The following is a 21,915-nucleotide window of genomic DNA, read 5'->3' on the forward strand; positions in this document are numbered from 1 at the left end:
CGGGCGCCTCGGCCGGCGGCTCTCGTCGAGCTGGCTTTGCGGGCGAGCCGAGCGACGATGCGCTCTCCGCATGACGAGGAGGGTGTGTAGCGATGTCTTCAATCGAGGAGAACAAATCGATCGCGCGACGGTTTCTCGATCTCGTGAGGGAACAATGGTCGATCGAGGAGGTGATCGCCGAAGGGGACAAGGTGGTCGTGCGCGCGAAGAACACGTGCGCACAAGCGAGCTTCCTCGGCATCCCGAGCCACGGACGGCAGCAGACGTTCACGGCGATGTTCATTCACCACATCGTCGACGGGAAGATCGTCGAGACCTGGCGGAATGCCGATGATCTCGGCCGGCTCCTGCAGCTCGGCGCGCGGTTCGAACCGGGGGCAACCCAGGCTCCGACGTAAGCAGGCTGGCCGCGTCTGACGTCCGTCTTCGCCTGGCCAGCGCTGCTGTCGAGTTGAACAGGATTCCAGCCGGGCCACCTCGATGGATCAAGAAACGGCGACTCCGAAAGCGCCGTGAAGCGACGTCCATGTACGTCGCTTCGCGGAACCGATAAGCCCACTGTGGACGATGAGCAGCGCATCTGGCGCCTCGCCAGGCCGTCGGGCGTCTGGACCTGCACGCTCGCCAGGAGCTGCGGTACCGTTCGCCCCCATGCCGGGATCTCAGCCCTATCCGTTTGCGTTCTTCGGGGCAGCGCCGAGCGACTGGTTCGACCTCGAAGGGGACCTGTTCTCCTATGAGCTCTGCTTCGTGGCGCCCCCGGACGCGGCCGCGCGGCGCGCCGCCGGCGAGGCGTGGGAGCGGGCGCTCGACGCGCGCGCGGTGGAGCACTGCGAGCCCTTCCAGTGGGCCGATCGCTGGGCGCTCGTGCGGGTGCGGCCGGCGGGGTGGAGCAAGGCGTGCGTCGCCGACATGGCGCGCGCGGTCCAGCAGGCCCTCACCGCGGTGCACGGCGCGCACCCGATCGAGGTGGCCTCCCTGGCCGAGGCGATCGAGAGCGACAGCGACTGGGACGCCTGGTCCGCCGAGCAACGACCCGAGCCCCCGACGGGCCCGAGGTGGCCCGTCGAGCTGCCCCGCTTCGGCGGTGGCAGGCGCTTCGAGGCTGCATGCGCGGTGGATCCGGCGGTCGAAGCCGCACGCGCCGCGGCGCGCGCCGCGCCCCCCGAGGAGGAGCGCTCATCGGCGAGCACGGCGGGCGACGACCGCGACGCGGACGAGACGGACGAGGCGGAAGCCAGCGACGACGACGACAAGCCCAGGGTCATCTCCGGTGGGCTCCGGCTGGAGCGCGTGCCGGGGTACAAGGCGCCCGAGCCTCCCGACGAGCAACGGAAGCTCTTCGGGCGGAGCGGCGAGGTGCAGATTGCGCCGAACGGCCTCGTCTTCGGCGTCGCCAAGCCGAAGCGAAAGCCGCCTGTCGCCGCGTGGATCGAGCACGGCGAGCTCCGCACCGCTCAGGGCGATCCGCTTGCCACCACGACCGGCGCTCACGTCGCCGCGCGCGACGACGGCGGCGCGGCGCTGATCGGGGAGGATTCGGAGGCCGTATGGGAGGTCGTGTTCGCGGAGGGCTCCGTGCGGCGCCTCTTCAAGCACGACGAGCCCTTCTCCGACGTCGCCTACGGCCCGGAGGGCCGGGTGCTCGTGCTCGCGGGCTCGATCGACGCCTACCGGCGGGAGGGTTCGGACGTCGCGCTTGAGGGGCGCTGGGACCTCGACGGCTACGGGATGCAGTCGGTGTTCGGCGGACGCCTGCTCCTCGTGAAGTGCTTCGACGACGAGGACGAGAGCGCGGACGGCGTCACCCTCCTCGGCTACGACGGCTCCACGATGCGCCGGCTGGCCCGCGTGCGCATCTCGATCGGCGACATCGTGATCGACGGCGCCCGCGTCATCGTGGAGGACGGCAGCGAGTACTACGCGCTGCTCGGCCTGGAGGAGCTCGCAGCGCGCTTCGCCGCGCAGCCGGACGCCTTCCCCGAGCTGAGGAAGAGCGAACCCGGCGACGAGGACGAGGACGGAGACGAGGACGAGAGCGCGTCCAGCGAGGGCGACGAGGACGAGGACTCCCGGCCAGAGGTGCTGGAGGGCGCGCTCCGCCTGGAGCGGCGGAGGTCGCGCGAGGTGCCACCCGAGCGCGAGATCGAGCGCGCGGAGCGCGATCTGTTCGGGTCGAGCTCCTGTGTCTCGGTCGCGCCCGGCGAACGCGTTTACGGCATCGCGAAGCTCCGGCGCAAGCCGGCGACGGCCGCCTGGATCGAGGGCGGAGAGCTCAAGCGCGCCGAGGGCGAGGCGCTGCCCAGCCCCCACGGCTACATCGCGGCGCGGGAGGACGGCGGCGCGGTGCTGTACGGCTTCGACTACAAGCTCGTCGCCGAGCTCTCCTTCGCGGACGGCAAGCTGCGCCGCCTCTTCGAGCACGAGGCGTCGATCTCCGAGATCGCCTACGGCCCGGAGGGCCGCGTCATCCTCGCCGCGGACGAGTCCCTCGACGTCTACCGCCGCGAGGGAGAGGGCGCCGTGCTCGAGCAGCGCTGGGGCGTGAGCGGTTACGGCCTGACCCCCGCCCTCGGCGGCCGGCTGCTCCTCGTCAAGAGCTACGAGGGCGAGGACTCCGAGGACGGGCTGACCCTCGTCGGCTTCGACGGGAGCAAGCTGCGCCGCGTGGGCCGCGTGAAGGCCTCGGTGGGCGACGTCCGGATCGCCGAGGGCCAGGCCTTCATGGATCACATCGGCGACACCTACGAGCTGCTCGGCCTCGACGCGCTGGTCGAGCGGCTGGCCACGAACCCCGACGCGTTCCCCGAGCTCGCCGTGTACACGCCGTCCGAGGAGGACGATGACGACGACGAGGCGCCGGAGTCAGGCCCGAGGAAGGCGCCCGAGGAGTACGCCATCGAGCCCGCCCCGGGCCGCGTCGGCGTGCGCTACCTGGGCAAGCAGCGCCCGCTGCCGGAGGACGAGGAGGACGTCCCGAAGGACGTGCGCGCGCGTTTCGGAGCGGGCGCGCGGGAGCTCGAGCGCTACCGCCCCGCCGACGTGTACATCGGGTGGAAGAAGGAAGCCCGGCGCTCCTTCGTCTTCGCCGTGCTGAAGGATGGGGAGCTCATCGAGACCGCGGTGAAGGCGAGCTCCCCCTCGTCGACGGGCCTCGTGAACGCGGATCGGAGCGCCGCGCTCGTGGCGACCGACGGCGACGCCAAGCTCTGGTGGGTGGACCTCCCGCACGGCAAGCCGATCCTCGTGCACGACTTCAGCAAGGAGGAGAGCGAGGACGAGATCTACACGCTCGAGGCGCTCGCCTCCGGGCGGGTGATCGTGGGCACCTCGTCGGAGACCTGGATCTTCTCGGTCAGCGGCGGCGCCTCCAGGCTGGAGGCGCGCGGCGACCTGGATCTGCGCGTCGTGGAGAGCGCCGCGGGGGGCCGCGTGGCCGTGCTGGAGGCCTCCGAAGGCATGCCTATCCGGGTCTGGGGCGTCTACGACGATGGCGTCCGCACGCTCGCCGAGCTCGAGCCGGAGCCGCTCAGCTTCGAGCCGAGCGCAGACGGCAAGTTCTTCTTCGAGGCCGTGAATCGCCTTGGCTGGTATGAGCTCGTCAACCTCGAGGACGCCTGGGAGGCCGGGCGCCGTGACACCTCTGGCGAGCGCTACCCGCGCGTGGCGCTCGCGCCGAAGCCCCCCGAGCAGGACGAGGACGGCGACAGCGACAGCGACGACGAGGACGGCGACAGCGACGACGACGAGGATCCGCAATCTGTGGAGTGAAGGCGGCCGCTGCCCGCCGTCAGGCCATCACGCTCGAAAAGCCCCGCGCCGTCCGGCCGCTCGACGCCATCGAGAGCAGCCGGCTCACGCGCTCCTCGGTCGTCGGGTGCGTCGAGAACCACTTCAGCACCGAGCCAGCCCCGGCGAGCGGGTTGACGATGAAGAGGCTGGCCGTCGCCGGGCGCGCCGCCTCGGGGGGCACGAGCGCCACGCCGTGCTCCAGCTTGGACAGGGCGCTGGCGAGCGCCTCCGGGTCCCCGGACAGCCTGGCGCCGAGCTCGTCCGCCATGTACTCGCGCGACCGCGAGATGCCGAGCTGCACGAGGGTCGCCGCGATCGGCGCCACGATCGCGAGGGCCAGCCCGCCGAGCGGGCTCGCGCCGTCCTCGTCGTCCGACGATCCGCCGAATATCCCGGCGAAGCTCACGGCATGAGCCACCCACGTGATGCCCGAGGCGAACGCCGCCGCGATCGTCGATACCAGGATATCGCGGTTCTTGATGTGCGCGATCTCGTGCGCCAGCACGCCGCGCAGCTCACGCTCGCTCAGGAGCTGCATGATGCCCTCGGTCACCGCCACGACGCCGTGCTCCGGGTTCCGCCCCGTGGCGAAGGCGTTCGGCTGCGCGTCCGGGATGACATAGACGCGGGGCTTCGGGATCCCCGCCCGACTCGAGAGCTCCTCCACCATCCGGTGCAGCCCCGGGGCCTCGAAGGGCGAGACCTCGGCGGCCCGGTGCACCGCGAGCACGATGCGGTCGGACATGAAATACGCACCCAGGTTCATCGCGAGCGCGAGCACGCCGAACAAGACGAGGTACCCGGGCCCCAGCGCCCCGCCGATGGACACCAGGATTGCCGACATGACACCGAGCAACAGGATCGTCTTGATCTGATTCTTCATGAACTTCGTTCGCTCCTCGGAACGGAGCGCTGCAAGAGCCGCTCCCCCGAGATCGATGTGTCGCGCGCGTCTCATTGCAATACCGTGCGCCCCTCGATCAGCAGGTGGCGGGTTCGCTGGATTCCCTCTTGTGGATTCGCTGTCCCAGCTGACCCGACCCATTTCGCCCCAGCGACCCATTTCACCCCTGCGGGGGGATGCTCTCGCAGCGCGCCTTGGCCTGCCCGATTGCCAGCAGCTGCACCGTGACTCCCGCCGCGGCGCGTCGTCACGCGCGAGCGCCGCAAGGTGCTCCTGGGGGCCGGAGCGGCGCGATCGGTGGCCCATGCGCCTGGAAGTGTGTAGAATTTCCTCGTGAGCACCGAGGCCGCGCTCCGCGAGATTGCAGCCAGGTACGTGTGGTGGCAGCCCCCTGAGGTCACCCTCGCTCGCCGGCATCACTTCCTCTGCCAGGTGATGGCCCTCGGAACGGAGGAAGACGTGACGACCGTGCGGCGCGCGATGGGCGATCCGGCGTTGCTGGACGCGCTGGAGCACGCGCCTCCGGGCGTGATGGATCCGAAATCCTGGAACTTCTGGCATCTCTTCTTTGGCCGACGTCCGCCGCCCCTGCCCGAGCGACCGCTGCCGTGACGCACCTTCTGCCGCGACTCGACATCCTTCCTCCCGCCCAGCGAGCCCTCTGGCCAGAGCTCGCTCACATCCCCAAGCGCTTCGTTCTCTATGGCGGTACGGCCTTGGCGTTGCGCCTCGGGCATCGTGAATCGATCGACTTTGATTTCTTCGCGCACGATCCGCTAGACCATCGCGTGCTCGAGCGCGAGATCCCATGGCTACGTGACAGCGACGCATTACAGGAGGAAGCCAACGCGAGGACGGTGCTCGTGCGGTGTCCAGGCGGGAGCGTGAAGGTGTCGCTCTTCGGCGAGATAAGGTTCGGACGCGTGGGGGAGCCGACGCTGACGGAAGATGGCATCATCCGAGTGGCGTCCATGCTGGACCTGGCGGGAACCAAGGTGAAGGCGCTGCTCCAGCGCGTCGAGTCCAAGGACTATCTCGACATCGCAGCGCTCATCAGCGCCGGTGTCGCGATCGAGCGAGTCCTGGGGTCAGCGCGCTCGCTCTTCGGCCCCGCGTTCAACCCGCTGATCGCGCGGAAGACGCTCGCCTATTTCGAAGGCGGGGATCTCGCGAGCTTGCCGGAAGCCGTGAAGGGGCTGCTCGTAGAGCACGCGACAAGCGATGTCGAAGTGTTGCCGCTGCCCAAGCTGTCTGAACGGATTGATTGAGGGTGCTTGTTCCGCAGCCGAGCCATTACGCCGCAGCGACTTCAAACAACGCACGGAGGAGGGACGTGAGCTGGGCGAGGAGCGGTGCATGAGCGTCCGCGCGCCTTCCACCTGCCCGCCGGCGCGCCTCACGCCTGCCAGATCGCCAGGAGCCACACCGCGACGCCCGCCGCGCACACCGCGAGCCCCGGCGCCGCCTTCGGCCACACCCACTGCCCCGTCACGGTGACCCCGCGCCGCACCACCCAGACGGCGCCCGCGACCCACGCCGCGAACGCCCCGACGAGGGCGACCACCCAGCCGACCCGCGGCGCGTCGTCGCGCGCGAGCGCCGCGAGGTGCTGCCGCTCGACCGTCGCGGCAGGCTCGGTCCGCGTGCCCGGCGGGCGCGGCGCGGCCGCCGAGAGGCGGGCGATGGCCGCGTTGGCCAGCTCGAGATCCTCCGCGTGCGGCGTCGTGAGCCACCGCGTCTCCAGGGCGGCCGTGCGCACCGCGCGCCACGCGAAGAGCGCCGTGTCGGCCCGACCGAGGCCCTCCGCGGCCGTCGCGAGCGCGATCAGCCGCTCGTACGCCACGCGGACGTGCGGCGCCCCGGGGGCGTACCAGCCCGCCGCCCGCCGCGCGTGGAGCGCCGCCGCGTGCGCGTCGCCGGCGCGCAGGGCGTCCGTGCTCTCCGCGATCTCCCGCTCGCCCGCGGCCACCACCCGCAGCGACGCCGCGCCGACGAGGAAGCCGGCGACCGCGAGGCCGCGCAGCACGCCGAGCACGACCGAGAGCCTCACAGAAAGTCGCGTCTCTTGAAGACGAACGCCGCCACCGACAGGAGAACCAGCGCCCACCCGGCGCACGTGATCGCCGCCCAGCCCAGGTACACGAGCAGGTTCGCGTCAGCGACCTCGCCCGCGAGCAACGGGCGCGGCGGCACGTAGATCTGAAGGTTCGGGACCACCTTGGAGAAGGCGCGCGCCGCGGCGCTGATCTGGGGGCCGAAGTACTTCACCGGCAGCCGGGCGAGCGAGTCGGCGTTGCGCCCGATGAGGAAGACGCCGAGCGTGAGCAGCGACGACAGGAACGGCGTCGAGAACGACGAGAACAGCGTCGCCACCGCGGCCACGATGCCGACCTCGAGGAACGCGAGCGCGCTGCCCGCGAGCACGACGCGCCGCTCCGTCGGCGCGCCGTCCGCGAAGAGCGCGCCGAGCACGAGGAAGACCGCCGCCCAGGGGATGAACCCGTACGTGCGCGCCATCGGCGAGCGCCACGCCACGAGCCCGAGCGCCGCGAGCGAGGCGGCCCCGGCGCCCGCCACGAGGGCCAGCGAGCGGCCGGCCAGCACGGCGCTGATCTGCAGCACGAGCCCGGCGTCGGCCAGGATGAACACCCCGAGCGTGAGCAACGTGCCGAGGTACTTGCCGACGAGGTACTCGCCGCGGCGCACCGGGCGGGCCAGGATCGGGAAGATCGTCTTCTGCTCGAGCTCGCGGTACAGCGACGTCGCGCCGATGATGACCGCGACCGCGATGCTGAAGAGCGAGATCGACGCGACGCCGAGATCGCTGACGACCCGCGCCCCGTTGCGGAGCGTGTAGGCGCCGACGATGATCGAGTAGAACGCGACCGCGAAGGCGACGCCCGCGAGGCCGATGAGGATGCGCGCCCGAAGCGACTCCCGGTAGGTGTTGAGGGCGATCGCAGAGATGCGGCCGAACATCGGGGCGACGTTAGCAAGGGACGGGGGGAGCTTGAAAGGGCCGCGGGTCAGGGGCCGGCGCCGTCCCCGGGGTCGACGACCCGCACGTCCAGGAACCAGAGGCCGTGCGCGAGCGCGTGGCCGTCGATCTGGAGGTGATAGACGCCAGGATCGAGCACGAGATCGAGGAAGCTCCGCTGGGGATCCGTACCGATCGTGCAGGAAAGCGGCATTTCGACGCCGGGGCAGCCCGGGCCGCGGCGGACCGAGAGCAGCGTGTCGTAGCTCGAGCCGGCCATGTCGAGCACGACCCGCCTGCGCGCGGTGAGCGTGAGCCGGAGGAGCTGGTCCCGGGCGCCGCCCTCCTCCGTGCCGGCGCGGTCGCAGCCGGCGTCGAAGTCCGCGGCGGCGTTGGCCGTGTTGCCCTGGAAGAAGCCGCCGCTCTCCGGGATCTCCAGCGCCCCCTCGCACGCGTCGGAGAAGGGCACCAGCGTGGGCGGCACCGCCGGCCGGACGAACGCCGTCACGCTCACGGGCTGGCCGCGCTGCGCCTCGGCCAAGACCCGGTACGACCCCGGCGCGACGTTGCGCCGCGCGCTCCGGAGCGGCGTGACCTCGCCCTCGGCGCACGCGAGCCGATCGCCCTCGCCGCCGCACGCCGGCGCGGACAGGGCGATCGCGCCGGTGTCGCCGGCCGACAGCTTCTCGACGAGCAGCACGTCGGACGCGACCGGCAGCTCGAGCGCGTACACGGCGTCGACGGCCGGCGGGCCGCAGCCGAGATCCACGTCGTCCTGGTGGCCGAGCAGCGACACGGAGACCGTCCGGTTCGGCGCGAGCTCGGCCGCCCCTTCGCACGCCTCGTCCGGCGGCGGCTCGGTCGGCGGCGAGAGCTCCAGCGTGACGAGCACCGAGGTCGGCGCCGTCGCGGAGACCGCCACGACGTACACCCCCGCGGGCAGCGCGCGCCGGAAGAGGTGCGGCGCCGCCGCCGTCTGGCAGGCGAGCTCGTCCTCCGGCAGCGCGCACGCGGCGCTCCGCAGCGAGAGCGAGGGATCGCCGTCGCCGTCGGTCGAGATCGCGTAGAGGTCGACGTCCTGGGGCTCGGCGAGCTCGAACGTGTACACGAGCTCCCCGAGCCCGGTCTCGCACGCGGTCCCGAGATCCAGCGCGGCGTCGAGGATCGTCGCCAGCGCCGGCGCCCCCGGCGAGAGGGGCGCCGCCGTGCCGCACGTCTCGTTCTCCGGCGCCGGCGCCGGCGGCAGGAACGCCACGTCGACGATGACCGGCGCGCCCACCTTCGTCGTCACGTAGAGCGGCAGCGCCGTCGCCCGCTCCGGATCGCCGAGGCCGCGGGCCCGGAGCTTCGCGAGCTTGCCGCCGTCCGCCGTCTCGTGGGGCCCCCCGCACGCGATCTCGGTCGCGGCGTCGCCGCACTGGCCGGCGAGCGTCACGGCGACGTCGGTGGCCTCCGTCTCCTCGTCGGGGGCCTCCGTCCGCACGGTCACCTCCACGTCGACAGGCGGCCCCGGCGGGAAGATCACCGCGGCCACGACGTCGTGCGTGCTCGCAGGGCGAGGCAGGCCGCACGAGCTCGCGTAGTGGAAGCCCGCGCCCGCCGTCGTCATCGCGTACGAGCCCGGCGCGGAGATCTCCAGCGCGTCCAGGCACGTGTCGTGCTCCGGAGACACACAGCCGCCCTCGTCGGCGCGCCCGTTGCAGTCGTCGTCCCGATCGTTGCCGCAGACCTCGGGCTGCGCCGATGACACCGTGGGATCGGCGTCGTCGCAGTCGCCCCCGCCGCAGTGCTCGTCGGGATCGCCGTCGAGATCGGCGTCGCGCGGCGCGCTCGAGCACGTCTTTGTCGCCTCGTCGCACGCGTCGATCGTGCAGGTGCTCTGATCGTCGCACGCGACCGGCGCGCCGGGCACGCAGCCGAGCCGCGGGTTGCAGCGCTCGACGCCGTCGCAGTAGACGTCGTTCTGGCAGGCGCTGTCGTCCGGCGTGAAACGGCACCGCCCGAGGGCGGTGTCGCACGCATCGAAGGTGCAGGGAAATCCGTCCTCGCACTGATCGTCGTCGACGCACGGGCCGCCCAGCGTCGGGTCCGCTGGAGCCTGCTCGCCGCCGGCGCCGCCCTCACCGCCCTCGCCGCCCGCTCCGCCGGCCGACGGGAAGGGGCTCGGGGCGCTCGAGGCGCAGGCGGCGCCGGAGAGCGCCGCCGCGGCGACCGCTCCGCAGAGGAGAGCGAGACGCGTCAAGGAGGAAGGCGGCAAGAAGGAGGAAGTGTGAGTCCGCATCGAACGAGGTGAGCGGCAATGAGCGTAGCAGGGCACCGCCACGTCTGGCATCATGGCGCGCGATTCCGCAGAGCGTCGCGGATAGAGGGAAAAACAGGGTGACCAGCGACAGATTGACCCGACCCGAGCTGACGTGGCTGCTGGCGCAGGAGGCGCGGAGCGCCGCTCAGAAGCTCCGCCAGGGCGTGGGGATGATCGCGACCGAGAGCGCGCCGCCGCCGACGCCATCGCCGGACGACGCCTCGGGCGGCGTCGAGAGCACGCTCAACCGGCTCGACGAGGCGGTGAGCATGCTCGCCTCGCTCCACGGCCGCCCCCTGCCGCGCGGGCGGCGCGGCCGCGTCGACCTGACGGCGCTCCTCTGGGAGGTCGCGCCCGAGGCGCGGGTGCAGATCGAGATGGGCGAAGGCACCACCGTGTTCGGCGACGAGACCGAGCTCCGGCGGATGCTCCAGGTGCTCATCGCGCAAGGCGGCGATCCCACGAGCCTGACCGGGGCGCCCGAGGTGAGCATCCATCGCGTCGGCGCCGAGGTCAGCGTCCGGGTCAACCTCGGCCCGGAGACGCCCGTGAACTTCGAGACCGAGCGGGTGTGGCTGTCGCGCATGGCGCTGCGCTACGGCGGCCGGCTCGAGCTCGACGGCCAGATGCAGACGCTGACGCTGCCCGCCGAGGTCGATCTCCAGCGCCTCGAGGTCGAGAGCCTCAGGAAGGAGCTCGCCGCGGCGCAGGCCCAGGGCGAGGCGTACGCGCGCGAGCTCGCCGCGGTCTTCTCGCGGGCCGAGGGCGAGCGCGAGCGCGGATCGCTGTCCGGCGTCATCTCGCGGCTCGGCGGCAGCGAGCCGGTGTCGCACCTGCCGCCGAGCGGCGACAGCCTCGCGGTGCTCGTCGCCGCGGTGCGCGTGCTCGGCACGCAGCTGCGCGGCATCCTGTCGGCGATCGGCCGCGACATCGCGCCGCTCCGGACCCACGGCGGCGACGCGGGCGAGACGGCCTCGTCGGTGGGGCGCCACGTGACGGCGGCGTCAGAAATCGTCAGTGATCTCGCCAGGTTGGGTGCGTGTCCGCTCCACGAGTTCCCGCGCCACTGCGACGTCGCCGACGTGCTGCGCGACGTCGTGAAGGACGATCTCGCGCGCGCGGCCCGCCACGACGTGCGCGTGGTGGTGGAGGCGCCGGAGACCACGCAGGAGGTGGTGCCGCAGGGCGCGCTGACGGTGCTGCTGCACGCGCTGCTCGATCACGCCATCAGCGCGTCGCCGCCGGGCAGCGAGGTGCTCGTCTCCCTCTCCGAGGGCCCGAGCGGGGTCGAGGTCACCTTCGACGACGCCGGTCCGCCCCTCCCGGCCGCCGCGCGGAGCGTCGTGCTGAGCCGCGACTTCGAGGCCGTCGCGCAGGGCCGCCCGCCGGCGCTGCCGCTCATCGCGGCGCACGCGATCGCCGCGCACACGAACTACGGTATTGCCATCGAGGACGGTCCGCGGGGCGAGACGCGGGTGCGGCTCACGATCCCGCGATCGGGGTAGCGCCGCGTGGCAGAAATCCCGCCAGCGCTCTGCCTCGCGAGCGGAGAGATCCAACGCAAAGGCGCAAAGACGCCAAGGCGCAAAAAGGCATGAACATTTGTTCTTTTTTGCGCCTTTGCGCCTTTGCGTTGAACTCTCGCCTGCTATCGCAGGAACGAGCTCGGCGGGAAATCGACGTCGAGGTTGAGCGTCGCGCCGCGCACGATATTGATGTCCTCCACCTGCAGCGTCGTAGTGACGGGGCGGTCGTTGCCACGCTCCACGAGCGTCGCCGTGGCCGTGTACTCATCGGGCGGGAGATCCACGGTGATGCTGAAGTCGTCGCAGCGCGCGTAGTCTCTCGCCACCTCGCGGCTGCCCCGGTAAACGATCAGCTCGAAATCCGCTCCTCCGCGGCTGTGCTGGGAGCACGCCCGCGAATCGATCCGGTTGGCCACGGTCCACTCCATCGTCAGGCTCCCGACGGCCTGCATGGGCCGCGGCCGGCGCTGGGGGCTGGGCTCCACGTCGACGATGCACCCCAGGGCCAGGAAGCTCGATAACGCGAGGCCGCAGAGGGGAAAGACGCTCTTCTCCTGATTCATCCTCGTACCCGTCCTTTCGCTGCTGCCCCGCTGTCAACGCGGTGTGTAGTAACGGCGCCCCCGCTCGCGCGGATAGCTCAGCTCGCGCTCCGGCACGTACCTCGGCGACGTCCGGTACGTCTGCCTGTAGCGCTCGAGCTCCATGGGCTCCTCCGCGAAGACGACCCAGCCCCGGTTCGTCGGGTAATACCAGCGGCCGTCGACCAGGTACGCATACGTCCCGCGGAAGTAGACGCGCGGATACGCGGCGATCTCCACCGGGACGATCTCGGCGCGCACCGCCGGAACGCCGGACACGACGAACCCCCCCTCGGTCCCGACCGTGCCCATACACCCCATGAGCAGCGAGGCGCCGACCACGAGCGCAGCCGCGGCGAGCGAGGCCCTCGTCACACCGAGAGATCTGGACCGCCCTCGCACGGGCGGAGTCACGTTGTTGCTCTGCTTCACGTCATTGCTCCTCCGAGCGCAACTCAGCAACGCGAGTGCCAGCGCGGCGCGACTCGAGATCTCCGCCGGCGCGGCGCTCAGCGGGCCGCGCGGAGCGCGCCGGCGAGCGCGAGCGCGCGCTGGATCTCCGCCGACGTCACCAGGCCGATCACGCGCTCGCCCTCGTCGAGCACCGCGATCACGCTCGCCTCGCCGCTCGCCAGCGCGTCGAACGAGCGGGACGCGTCGTCGTCCGCGTGCGCCCTCGGCACATCCACGGGCATCACCGCGCCGACCGTCGCCGGCGCAGCGCCGCCCTGCAGCTGGCGCGCGAGATCCCAGACCGTGACGACGCCGATCTCGCGGCGCCCCTCGCCATCCCGGGGATCGTCGATGACCCGCGCGCCGACCAGGTTGTGGCGCAGGAGCCGCTCGGCCACCGCCCGAGGGCTCTCGTCCGCATACGCCTCGCCGAGCCGATCGGTCATGAACCGCGCGACCGGGATGCCGCGGAGCAGCTCGTTCGTGCTGGAGCGCGCCTGCTCGGCCGACGCCCCCATGTAGACGAACACCGCGATGAGCACCAGGATGAGGTTCCACGAGAGCAAGCCGAAGAGCCCGAAGGCCACCGCCATCACCTTGCCTGTCGCCGTGGCGATGCGCGTCGCGCGGGTCCGCCCGAGACGGCGCAGGAGCAGCCCGCGCAGCACCCGGCCGCCGTCCATCGGGAAGGCCGGCAGCAGGTTGAACGCGCCGAGGAGAGCGTTCGTGATCGCGAAGGCCACGAGCGCGGCGCCGATCTCCGCCGGCGCCGGGAGCAGCCGATACGCGACGTAGCTGACGAGCGCGATAACGAAGCTCATGAGCGGGCCGGCGAACGCCATCCACGCCTCGTGCTCGGGATCGTCGCGCTCCATCTGCGAGACGCCGCCCAGCATCATCAGCGTGATCGCGCGCACCCGGATCCCGTTCTTGAGCGCGACGAACGAGTGGGCCAGCTCGTGCACGAGCACCGCCACGAACAGCCCGACAGCCAGGATCGCCCCCCAGGCGAGCGGCGGCAGGCGCATCTCCTCGCGCGGAATCCCGAGCGACGACGCGATCACCGAGAACTGCGACGACGCCACATAGGCCACGTACGGCAGGAAAATCAGCAATGTGATGTGCAGCCGTATCGGGATTCCACGGATCCGCAGGACTGTCAGCCCCTGGTCGAACATGTGCCTCCTGATCCACAGGTACAGATGGGGCCGACAAGCACCTTCGCAAGCCGCCGAGACAGCGCCAGTGCGCGGAAGACCAGGGCAGCCGCGCGGCGCCGCCACGCAATGCAGCGAGGCGCGCGGCGCTGCGAGGGCGCCAGCGCGCGTCCGTCCCAGGCGGGAATCACGGGGAGGGGAGCGTGTTCGGAGGCGCGCGGCGCAGCGCGGCGCCCACGCGACGCGCGGATTGGCGTAGCTTGGTGTGACCGAGGTCGTCATGCGCCAGCGCGTCCCCGATGCATTGATGGCAGCGAGCACGGAAGAGCTGACGAAGGTCGAGCTCGCGGTCCTTGAGTCATCCCACCCGAGCGGCGTGCCGAGGGACCTCACGGGCCACGTGTTCGCGATCGGGCCCGTCGGCTCGGTGGACGGCGACCTACCCAGAGCGGACGGCGCGCCGATCCTCAATGGCAATGGGATGATCTACCGGCTCGACTTCGGCCGCGGCGGGGCGGTCCGGCTGACCTCGAAGATCGCGCGCACGCCCTGCTATCACGCGGACGCCGCCTCGCGCCCCGGCACGCGCTTCGAGGCGCTGGGCTTCCGTGACGCAGGGCTGCTCCGCTTCTCGCCGCACCTCGGCCTGCGGAACCACCTCAACACCGCGTTCGTGCCCATGCACGCGCCGCGCGCGCCCGCGCGCCTGCTCGTCACGAGCGACACGGGCAGGCCCTACGAGATCGACCCGGCCACGCTGGAGCTCGTCACGCCGGTCGGGCGCAACAGCACGTGGTACCCGGCCGCGCCCGTCGATCACCCCTTTCCGATGACGCTCTCGAGCGCGCACCCGTGCTTCGACGCGGAGCGGGGCGAGCTCCTCACCGTCAACTACGGCCGCTCGCTCCTCCACCTGTTCGTCGCGTCGCTGCCGCGGCTCGACGAGCTCGGCGCGCTCCCGCGCTCGTGGGATCGGCTCGCCGCGGCGGCCGCGTCGATGATCGAGCAACAGCTCGTCCGCCCGAGGGCGGACCGGATCGAGGCGTTCGCCAAGCGGGCGCTCGATCTCCTGCCCGCGCGCCTCCGCCCGAGCGCGCCGCCTGGGCCGGGCGACCTCCTCGCGCGGCAGGCGGCGCGGTTCGGCGGCGTGGCGCTCGACGAGCCGGCGGGCGACTTCGTGTTTCTCCTGCGATGGGACGGCCACAACGAGCCCGAGCGGCACCCGCTGGTCCTGCCGAGCGGCGCGCCGGTGCGCATCGAGCAGAGCGTGCACCAGATCGGCCTGACGCGGCGCTGGGTCGTGCTCGCGGACACGGCGTTCAGGATCGGCCTGGAGAGCGTGGCGTTCCGGGGCTCCAAGGAGAGCCCCGGGATCGAGCGCCTCGTCCGGTCGCTCCTTACGATGCCCCACGAGCCGAGCACGACGTTTTACCTGGTCCGGCGGGACGCGCTGCGGCCGGGCGGCGGGCCGGTCGTGGTGAAGCGGGTCGTCGTCCCGCTGGAGACTCTCCACTTCCTCGTCGACTACGAGGACGCGGGGGACCGCATCACCGTGCACGCGGCGCACAACTGCGCGACGGATCATGGGGAGTGGCTCCGGCCCTGCGATCGGCACGCCGCCGACAAGACGCCGGCGCCGCCGCGCCTGCGCGGCCTGTTCCCGCTCGGGCAGGCGGACGTGAACCGGATCGGCCGGTATACCCTCGACGCGGCGGCCGAGCGCGTCGTGGACCAGGCGGTGTTCGCCGACGCCGCGCGGGCGCTCGGCGTCGGCCTCTATGCGTACCGGGAGACGGGCGCGTCGTGGATGCCGCCCGATCGCCTCGAGAACGTCTACTGGCGCGGCGGCGGGATATGGGATGAGCTGTCGACCGAGTTCATCGACCGGCTCTATGCGGCGCACCCGCACAGGTCGCTCCCCCTCCCGGCGCTCCGCCGGATGCGCGCGGAGGGCGGCCACCCCGACAGCCTGTTCCGGTTCAACCACCGCGCGATGCGGATCGAGGATCGCTACGAGTTCCCGCGGCGCGCCGTGGGGTCCTGGCTCAGCTCGCTGCAGTTCGTCCCGCGGCGCGGCGGCAGCGGGGCCGACACGGACGGTTACGTCGTGGCGATCGTCGCGACGCCGTGCCGCGCGGAGGTCTGGATCTTCGACGCGACGAACCTGGCGCGAGGGCCGCTCTGCAAGCTGGGACACCCGTCGTTCCGGCCGGGGCTGACCCTCCACACGGCGTGGCTCAACTCGGTCGCGCCGTGGAGGGGTGGATACAGGGTGCCGGTGCGGGAGGATTACGAGGAGTTCGTGGCAGAGGCCCCCGGGGAGCAGGTGAAGGCGCTCTTCGAGGAGGAGGTCTATCCGCGGTTCGCGTGAGCCGCGGAGAGGAAAGGCTGGGAGCCGCGAGACGAGGGCGGCTCGGCGCAGCGCGGGGGGACCTCGGCCCCGGGGCCGTCGACCCGCTCGAGCAGCACGCCCGTGGCGCCGTCTCCCAGGATCTCCGTGATCTGGTGGTTGCCCCACGGCTGCCCCTCGCGCAGGCGCCGCGACCGCACGTCGCTCGCCACGATGAGCACGCGCCGACACCCCCTGTCGAGGTGCCGATTCGCCAGCTCGACGGCCGCGGAAAAACCGCCCTGAGCGGGCGTGAGATCGATCGTCAGCGCGGGCACGAGGCCGGCCATGCACGCGGCGAAGGCCGCCGCGCCCGCGTCCCCTCCCCCGCCGTCGTCGCCCGTCATGATGAGGACATCGACGAAGGGATCGCGGAGCCGCCCCACCTCGATGAGCTCCCGCAGCACCGAGGCGGCCATGGAAAGCGTGGTCTCCGTCGCGCCGGCGAAGCGCCGCTCCGCGACCCCCGTCGCCTCGTGCAGCCAGTCCGCAGCGTGAGGGAGACCGTAGCTGGTGATGAGCTCCTGGTTCGTGACGACGCGCTCCGGCAGATAGGCGGCGACGGCCGCGATGCGACGCTGGACCATGTTTCTGCTCTGTTACGGCGCCGCGACCGACGCGCGCCGATCCTGCAAACCTTGGCCAGGGCAGCTCGATCCGGCGCTCCACCACCGCCGTTCGGCCAACGCCGAGCACGCTGGAGAGCCAGCGTCCCGGACGACATGAGACAACCCACCACCGAGTCGTCGAGAGCCGTGGGGCAAACTACACAATCAGATGCTCCCTCCCCGTCACCGACATCCTCCACTGGACCATTTACAGAACGTCCTGCGCAAGTGGGAATAACAGTCGATTCGACTCCGTCCGCCGCCGGAGCAGGAAAGCGCCGCACGAGGAAGCGCGCCCTGTTGCGACGCGGGCGGTATCGTCGCCCCGCTCGCCGCGTCGCGTCGCGCGCCGGCGGCCGATTCCGACCGGAGCTGACAATTCCGCTATCACGAGCAGTGGAGCACAAACGTGTCGGAACGCGAGGCGCTGAGCAGGCAGGGCGCAGCGCGTGTGTCTCGCTCGGACGGCGCCATCGGATGCGCCCGATCACGTCCGTTTGCGTTCGATCCCATCCGCCTGCGTCCGATCACGTCCAGTTGCGTCCGATCACGTCCAGTTGCGTCCGATCACGTCCAGTTGCGTCCGTTGGTGTCGACGCTGCGTGAGCCCGCTCTGTTCTGGGTCCGCAGGGAGGTTCTACCTGTTTGAGAACACCTCCGCGCGCCACGACCACCGCGCGTACGCGCGCGAGCCGCTCCGCAGGGCGCGCGGGGCGTCGCGCTCGCGTCTTCCTTCTTCCCGCGCCGGCCCGCGGCGCGCGGCGGGGCTCCTTCTATCCTATCCATCGTGAGCGCGACGCCGCTCCGACGCGCGCCGCGCTCGCCCGGATCCACCGCGATTGAATCGCGGAGAAATCCCAAGGGAGCGCAGATGCGAGGAGTGCCTGATTCGCGGACGCCATCCCGCGAATCCATGCTGCCAGGAGCGGCAGCCTCTGCACAGAAGAGCGAGGCACACAGCCTGCTCTGGGGTGCACCAAGGTGTTCGGGGGCCGCAAGGCTCATCAGGAACACCGGGGAGGACCAATGATCTCGATTCACAAGACGATCGGTCTCGCGATGGTGCTGGCGCTCGGTGCCGGGTGCGCAGCCGGCGCGGACGACGACTTCGATATGGATGACGAGAGCGTCGACTCCGCGACCAGCGCGCTGGAGGCGGACGAGCGCGGCGGGTACGCGACCCAGTCGCAGGCTCAGGCTCAGGTCGGCCAGATGGGGCCCAGCAAGCTCGGTCTGCCCCCCAGCAAGGGCCTGCCTTCGAAGGGCGCTCCGATGCTCCCCAGCAAGGGCGAGCTGCCCAGCAAGGGCGAGTTTCCGAGCAAGGGTGGCCTCCCGACCAAGGGCGGATACCCGACCAAGGGCGGATATGCGCAGCAAGGCCCGGCGCAGCTCGGCCAGGCGTCCGACCTCTCGCAGGCGCAGATCGGCCAGGCTGGCACGGCGCAGCTCGGCGCGCCGGCGCAGATCGGCCAGGCGGGCCCGGCGCAGATCGGCCAGGCCGGCGTCGGGCAGGTGGGCGCTGTCGGGCAGGAGACCGGGCAGCGTGAGGGCGAGCGCTTCTTCGGCGGCGGCCTCGGCCTCGGCCTCGGCGGCCTCGGCCTCGGCGGCCTCGGCTTCGGCGGCCTCGGCTTCGGCGGCCTCGGCTGCGGCTTCGGCGGCGGCGCCATTGTCTCGTCGTTCACGAACTGCACGACAGCCATCGTCCCGATCGGTGGCTTCGGCGGCTGCGGCGGCTTCGGCGGCTGCGGCGGCTGGGGGTGGTGATCTGACCCCACCATGCTGGCCGGCGCCAGGGACTCCGCGTCGCAGGATCCCTCGGCGCCGCGCCAGCCTCCCTCCTTCTACCTACGGGGCTCGCGAGCGCCGGCCGCCTGGGGTTGGATATCCCGGGCTGCCGGTAGCCACTCTCCAATGCACCCGATCACGTCCGTTTGCGTTCGATCACGTCCGATCACGCCCAGTTGCGTCCGATCACACCCAGTTGCGTCCGTTGGTCGACGCTGCGTGAGCCCGCTCTGTTCTGGGTCCGCGGGGAGGTTCTACCTGTTTGAGAACACCTCCGCGCGCCACGACCACCGCGCGTACGCGCGCGAGCCGCTCTGCAGGGCGCGCGGGGCGCCGCGCTCGCGTCTTCCTTCTTCCCGCGCCGGCCCGCGGCGCGCGGCGGGGCTCCTTCTATCCTATCCATCGTGAGCGCGACGCCGCTCCGGCGCGCGCCGCGCTCGCCCGAATCCACCGCGATTGAATCGCGGAGACATCCCAAGGGAGCACAGATGCGAGGAGCGCCTGATTCGCGGACGCCATCCCGCGAATCCATGCTGCCAGGAGCGGCAACCTCTGCACAGAAGAGCGAGGCACACAGCCTGCTCTGGGTGCACCAAGGTGTTCGGGGGCCGCAAGGCTCATCTGGGACACCGGGGAGGATCAATGATCTCTATTCACAAGACGATGGGTCTCGCGATGGTGCTGGCGCTCGGTGCCGGGTGCGCAGCCGGCGCGGATGACGACTTCGATATGGATGACCAGAGCGTCGACTCCGCGACCAGCGCGCTGGAGGCGGACGAGCGCGGCGGGTACGCGACCCAGTCGCAGGCTCAGGCTCAGATCGGCCAGATGGGGCCCTCCAAGCTCGGTTTGCCTCCGAGCAAGGGTCTGCCCTCGAAGGGTGTTCCGATGCTCCCCAGCAAGGGCGAGCTGCCCAGCAAGGGCGAGTTTCCGAGCAAGGGTGGCCTCCCGACCAAGGGCGGATACCCGACCAAGGGCGGATACGCGCAGCAAGGCCCGGCGCAGCTCGGCCAGGCGTCCGACCTCTCGCAGGCGCAGATCGGCCAGGCTGGCACGGCGCAGCTCGGCGCGCCGGCGCAGATCGGCTCGCAGGCGCAGATCGGCCAAGCCGGCGTCGGGCAGGAGACCGGCCAGCGGGAAGGCGCGCGGTGCGGCGGCTTCGGCGGCTTCGGCGGCTGCGGCGGCTTCGGCGGCTGCGGCTTCGGCGGCGGCGCCCTCGTCTCGACGTTCACGAACTGCACGACAGCCATCGTCCCGATCGGCGGCTTCGGCGGCTGCGGCGGCTTCGGCGGCTGCGGCGGCTTCGGCGGCTGCGGCGGCGGCTGGGGGTGGTGATCTGACCCCGCCATGCTGGCCGGCGCCAGGGGCTCCACGTCGCAGGATCCCTCGGCGCCGCGCCAGCCCCCTCCTCTGACGAGGCTCGCGAGCGCCGGCCGCCCAGGGTTGGAGTTCCTGGGCTGTCGGTAGCTGCTCTCTCCCTTCCACCGCTCGCGCATGAGCCACGCCCCGCCGCTCGCCGGCGGGGGCGCGCGAGGACCCAGATCCGATCTTCAGCCGCCCTGACCGAGCGCGCGATCCAGGTAGAACGCCGCGCTGACCAGCCCGAGGTGGGTGAACGCCTGGGGGAAGTTGCCGAGCAGCTCTCCGCTCGGCCCGATCTGCTCGGAGTAGAGCCCGAGGTGGTTGGCGTACGTCAGCATCTTCTCGAAGATGAAGCGCGCGTCGTCGAGGCGGCCAGCGCGCGCGAGGGCCTCGACGAGCCAGAAGGTGCAGATGCTGAACGTGCCCTCCTTGCCGGTCAGGCCGTCGCCCGCGCCCTTGCCGAGCTCGTAGCGGTGGACGAGCGTGTCGCTCGCGAGCTCCTCGAGCGTGCGGTCGAGCGTGCCGAGGATGCGCGGATCGGTCGGGGAGATGAAGCGCATGAGCGGCATGAGCAGGTTGCTCGCGTCGAGCGCGCTCGAGCCGAAGGCCTGCACGAACGTCCTCCGCTGCGCGTCCCAGCCGCGCGCCATGATCGCCTCGTAGATGTCGTCGCGCGCGCGCGCGACCCGCTGCCGGTCGAGCGGCAGAGAGCGCTTGTGGCTGAGCCGCAGCGTCCGGTCGAGCGCGACCCAGCACTGGAGCTTCGAGTAGACGAACTGCTGCTTGCCGCCGCGCACCTCCCAGATGCTCTCGTCCGCCTGCTCCCAGCTCTGACACACCCAGGTCGCCATGCGCCGGAGCTCGCGCCAGAAATCATAAGAGATGGGAGATCCGTATTTGTCGAAGAGATATACCGAGTCGATGAGCTCGCCGTAGATGTCGAGCTGGAGCTGCGTCGTCGCCCCGTTGCCGACGCGGACCGGCCGCGACCCGCGGTAGCCGTCGAGGTGGGTGAGCGCGACCTCGGGCAGCTCGTGGCGTCCGTCGATGCCGTACATGAGCTGCAGCGGCCCGGTGGGGCCATCCTCCTCGGAGACGCGGGCGCTCAACCATTCCATGAAGCGCGCGGCCTCCTCCGTGTAACCGAGCCGGAGGAAGCCGTAGAGCGTGAACGCGGCGTCGCGCACCCAGACGTAGCGATAATCCCAGTTGCGGACCCCGCCGATCTCCTCGGGCAGGCTGGTCGTCGCCGCGGCGACGATCGCGCCGGTCGGCTCGAACGTGAGCAGCTTGAGGACGAGCGCCGAGCGGTCGACCATCTCGCGCCAGCGCCCCTTGTAGCGCGAGCGGGCGAGCCACGACCGCCAGAAGGCGACCGTGCGCCGGAGCGCGTCCTCGCCGTCGATCGGCGTGGCGAGCAGATCGGCGCTGGCCGTCCAGTCCTCGACCTGGCGCAGCGAGAACGTGGCCGACTCGCCGGGCTGGAGCACGAAGTCCGCGGTGACGCCGCCGGCGCCGTCGCTCGACAGGGGGACCGGGCTGATGAGCGCCAGGTCGACTCCATCGGAGTCGAAGACGGCGCCGCGCGGGTCGTCGAGGATCAGGCGGTGGGGGCGGCGGGCGAAGTCGATCGCGGGGCGGCAGGCGAGCCGGAAGCGCATCGCGCCGCGGACGGCGCGCGCGACGCGGACGATCTGGTGCATCCCGCGGCGGTAGGCGCCGTACGTGTCCCGGTGGATCGGCATGAAATCGCAGACCTCGCCGACGCCGTCCACGTCGAGGAAGCGCGTGAGCAGGACGTTGGTGTCGGGCATGTACATCTGCTTGTTGCGCGACGCTCCGTTCGCCGCGGAGAGCGCGAAGCGGCCGCCGCGCTCGTCGTCCAGGATGGCCGCGAACACGCTCGGGGAGTCGAAATGGGGGAGGCAGCACCAGTCGATGGATCCATCGATCCCGACCAGCGCGACGGAGTGCATGTCGCCGATGACGCCGTAGGACTCGATCGGTTTGTAGGGCATGGCCTCTCCATAGGGCCCGCTCGACCGAGCGGAACCGCCTCTCGTGGATCCTCCCCGCTAC

Annotated in this window: 17 protein-coding genes; 8 read left to right on the top strand and 9 right to left on the bottom strand. The window is 71.5% G+C overall.

Translation table 11 applies throughout. The annotated features are described in order from the left end of the window. The first annotated feature begins 92 nt into the window (after positions 1 to 92). Positions 93 to 398, top strand: coding sequence for an ester cyclase (locus tag WMF46_RS43130; protein WP_437982538.1), 306 nt, complete (start codon positions 93 to 95; stop codon positions 396 to 398). A gap of 253 nt (positions 399 to 651) precedes the next feature. Next, entirely contained in the window at positions 652 to 3,771 is a 3,120-nt protein-coding gene (locus tag WMF46_RS43135; protein ID WP_437982539.1) for a hypothetical protein, read from the top strand. A gap of 19 nt (positions 3,772 to 3,790) precedes the next feature. Here WMF46_RS43135 and WMF46_RS43140 read toward each other — a convergent pair whose 3' ends face one another. Then, entirely contained in the window at positions 3,791 to 4,675 is an 885-nt protein-coding gene (locus WMF46_RS43140) for a zinc metalloprotease HtpX (protein ID WP_437982540.1), read from the bottom strand. Positions 4,676 to 5,029: 354 nt separating this feature from the next. Here WMF46_RS43140 and WMF46_RS43145 point away from each other — a divergent pair, with 354 nt between their 5' ends. Together WMF46_RS43145 and WMF46_RS43150 are read left to right on the top strand one after the other, a co-directional pair. Beyond that, on the top strand, positions 5,030 to 5,308 hold the full coding sequence (locus WMF46_RS43145; RefSeq protein ID WP_437982541.1) for a hypothetical protein: 279 nt from the start codon (positions 5,030 to 5,032) through the stop codon (positions 5,306 to 5,308). Continuing rightward, positions 5,305 to 5,964: a nucleotidyl transferase AbiEii/AbiGii toxin family protein gene (locus WMF46_RS43150; RefSeq protein ID WP_437982542.1), complete on the top strand. Its 660-nt coding sequence runs from the start codon at positions 5,305 to 5,307 to the stop codon at positions 5,962 to 5,964. The genes WMF46_RS43145 and WMF46_RS43150 overlap by 4 nt, the downstream gene beginning before the upstream one ends. A 128-nt stretch (positions 5,965 to 6,092) precedes the next feature. On the opposite strand, the gene WMF46_RS43155 is transcribed toward WMF46_RS43150, so the two are convergent. Genes WMF46_RS43155 through WMF46_RS43165 form a run of 3 tightly spaced genes read right to left on the bottom strand, consistent with a single transcriptional unit; the run spans position 6,093 to position 9,915 of the window. After that, positions 6,093 to 6,746: a hypothetical protein gene (locus WMF46_RS43155; RefSeq protein WP_437546680.1), complete on the bottom strand. Its 654-nt coding sequence runs from the start codon at positions 6,744 to 6,746 to the stop codon at positions 6,093 to 6,095. Then, positions 6,743 to 7,675 carry an ABC transporter permease gene (locus WMF46_RS43160; protein ID WP_437982543.1) on the bottom strand — a complete coding sequence of 311 codons (933 nt, stop codon included), beginning with the start codon at positions 7,673 to 7,675 and terminating at the stop codon, positions 6,743 to 6,745. Before WMF46_RS43160 ends, WMF46_RS43155 begins: the two co-directional genes overlap by 4 nt. Before the next feature lie 47 nt (positions 7,676 to 7,722). After that, positions 7,723 to 9,915: a MopE-related protein gene (locus WMF46_RS43165; RefSeq protein ID WP_437982544.1), complete on the bottom strand. Its 2,193-nt coding sequence runs from the start codon at positions 9,913 to 9,915 to the stop codon at positions 7,723 to 7,725. A gap of 152 nt (positions 9,916 to 10,067) precedes the next feature. Between WMF46_RS43165 and WMF46_RS43170 the strand changes: the two genes are divergently transcribed. Then, positions 10,068 to 11,480 carry a sensor histidine kinase gene (locus tag WMF46_RS43170; protein ID WP_437982545.1) on the top strand — a complete coding sequence of 471 codons (1,413 nt, stop codon included), beginning with the start codon at positions 10,068 to 10,070 and terminating at the stop codon, positions 11,478 to 11,480. Between the two features lie 143 nt (positions 11,481 to 11,623). Here the strand turns inward: WMF46_RS43170 and WMF46_RS43175 are convergent, their stop codons facing one another. From WMF46_RS43175 to WMF46_RS43185, 3 genes are all read right to left on the bottom strand, one after another. Next, complete coding sequence (locus tag WMF46_RS43175; protein WP_437982546.1) at positions 11,624 to 12,064, bottom strand: hypothetical protein; 441 nt, start codon at positions 12,062 to 12,064, stop codon at positions 11,624 to 11,626. Positions 12,065 to 12,097: 33 nt separating this feature from the next. Continuing rightward, positions 12,098 to 12,514, bottom strand: a complete 417-nt coding sequence (locus WMF46_RS43180) for a hypothetical protein (protein ID WP_437982547.1) — start codon at positions 12,512 to 12,514, stop codon at positions 12,098 to 12,100. A 77-nt stretch (positions 12,515 to 12,591) separates the two neighbouring features. Then, positions 12,592 to 13,713, bottom strand: coding sequence for a M50 family metallopeptidase (locus WMF46_RS43185; protein ID WP_437982548.1), 1,122 nt, complete (start codon positions 13,711 to 13,713; stop codon positions 12,592 to 12,594). A 244-nt stretch (positions 13,714 to 13,957) separates the two neighbouring features. Here WMF46_RS43185 and WMF46_RS43190 point away from each other — a divergent pair, with 244 nt between their 5' ends. Then, entirely contained in the window at positions 13,958 to 16,063 is a 2,106-nt protein-coding gene (locus tag WMF46_RS43190) for a carotenoid oxygenase family protein (protein WP_437982549.1), read from the top strand. On the opposite strand, the gene WMF46_RS43195 is transcribed toward WMF46_RS43190, so the two are convergent. After that, positions 16,045 to 16,668, bottom strand: coding sequence for a hypothetical protein (locus WMF46_RS43195; protein ID WP_437982550.1), 624 nt, complete (start codon positions 16,666 to 16,668; stop codon positions 16,045 to 16,047). The two genes, WMF46_RS43190 and WMF46_RS43195, sit on opposite strands and share 19 nt — an antisense overlap. Positions 16,669 to 17,715: 1,047 nt before the next feature. On the opposite strand from WMF46_RS43195, the gene WMF46_RS43200 reads away from it, so the two are divergent. Together WMF46_RS43200 and WMF46_RS43205 are read left to right on the top strand one after the other, a co-directional pair. Then, on the top strand, positions 17,716 to 18,453 hold the full coding sequence (locus tag WMF46_RS43200) for a hypothetical protein (protein WP_437982551.1): 738 nt from the start codon (positions 17,716 to 17,718) through the stop codon (positions 18,451 to 18,453). A gap of 663 nt (positions 18,454 to 19,116) precedes the next feature. Beyond that, the gene (locus tag WMF46_RS43205; protein ID WP_437982552.1) at positions 19,117 to 19,809 is read left to right on the top strand and encodes a hypothetical protein; all 693 of its coding nucleotides are present in this window, start codon (positions 19,117 to 19,119) and stop codon (positions 19,807 to 19,809) included. A gap of 215 nt (positions 19,810 to 20,024) precedes the next feature. On the opposite strand, the gene WMF46_RS43210 is transcribed toward WMF46_RS43205, so the two are convergent. Continuing rightward, complete coding sequence (locus tag WMF46_RS43210) at positions 20,025 to 21,854, bottom strand: glycoside hydrolase family 15 protein (RefSeq protein ID WP_437982553.1); 1,830 nt, start codon at positions 21,852 to 21,854, stop codon at positions 20,025 to 20,027. Positions 21,855 to 21,915 lie beyond the last annotated feature (61 nt).

The organism is Sorangium sp. So ce117, assembly GCF_051524395.1.
In the GTDB taxonomy this organism is placed as follows: domain Bacteria; phylum Myxococcota_A; class Polyangia; order Polyangiales; family Polyangiaceae; genus Sorangium; species Sorangium cellulosum_B.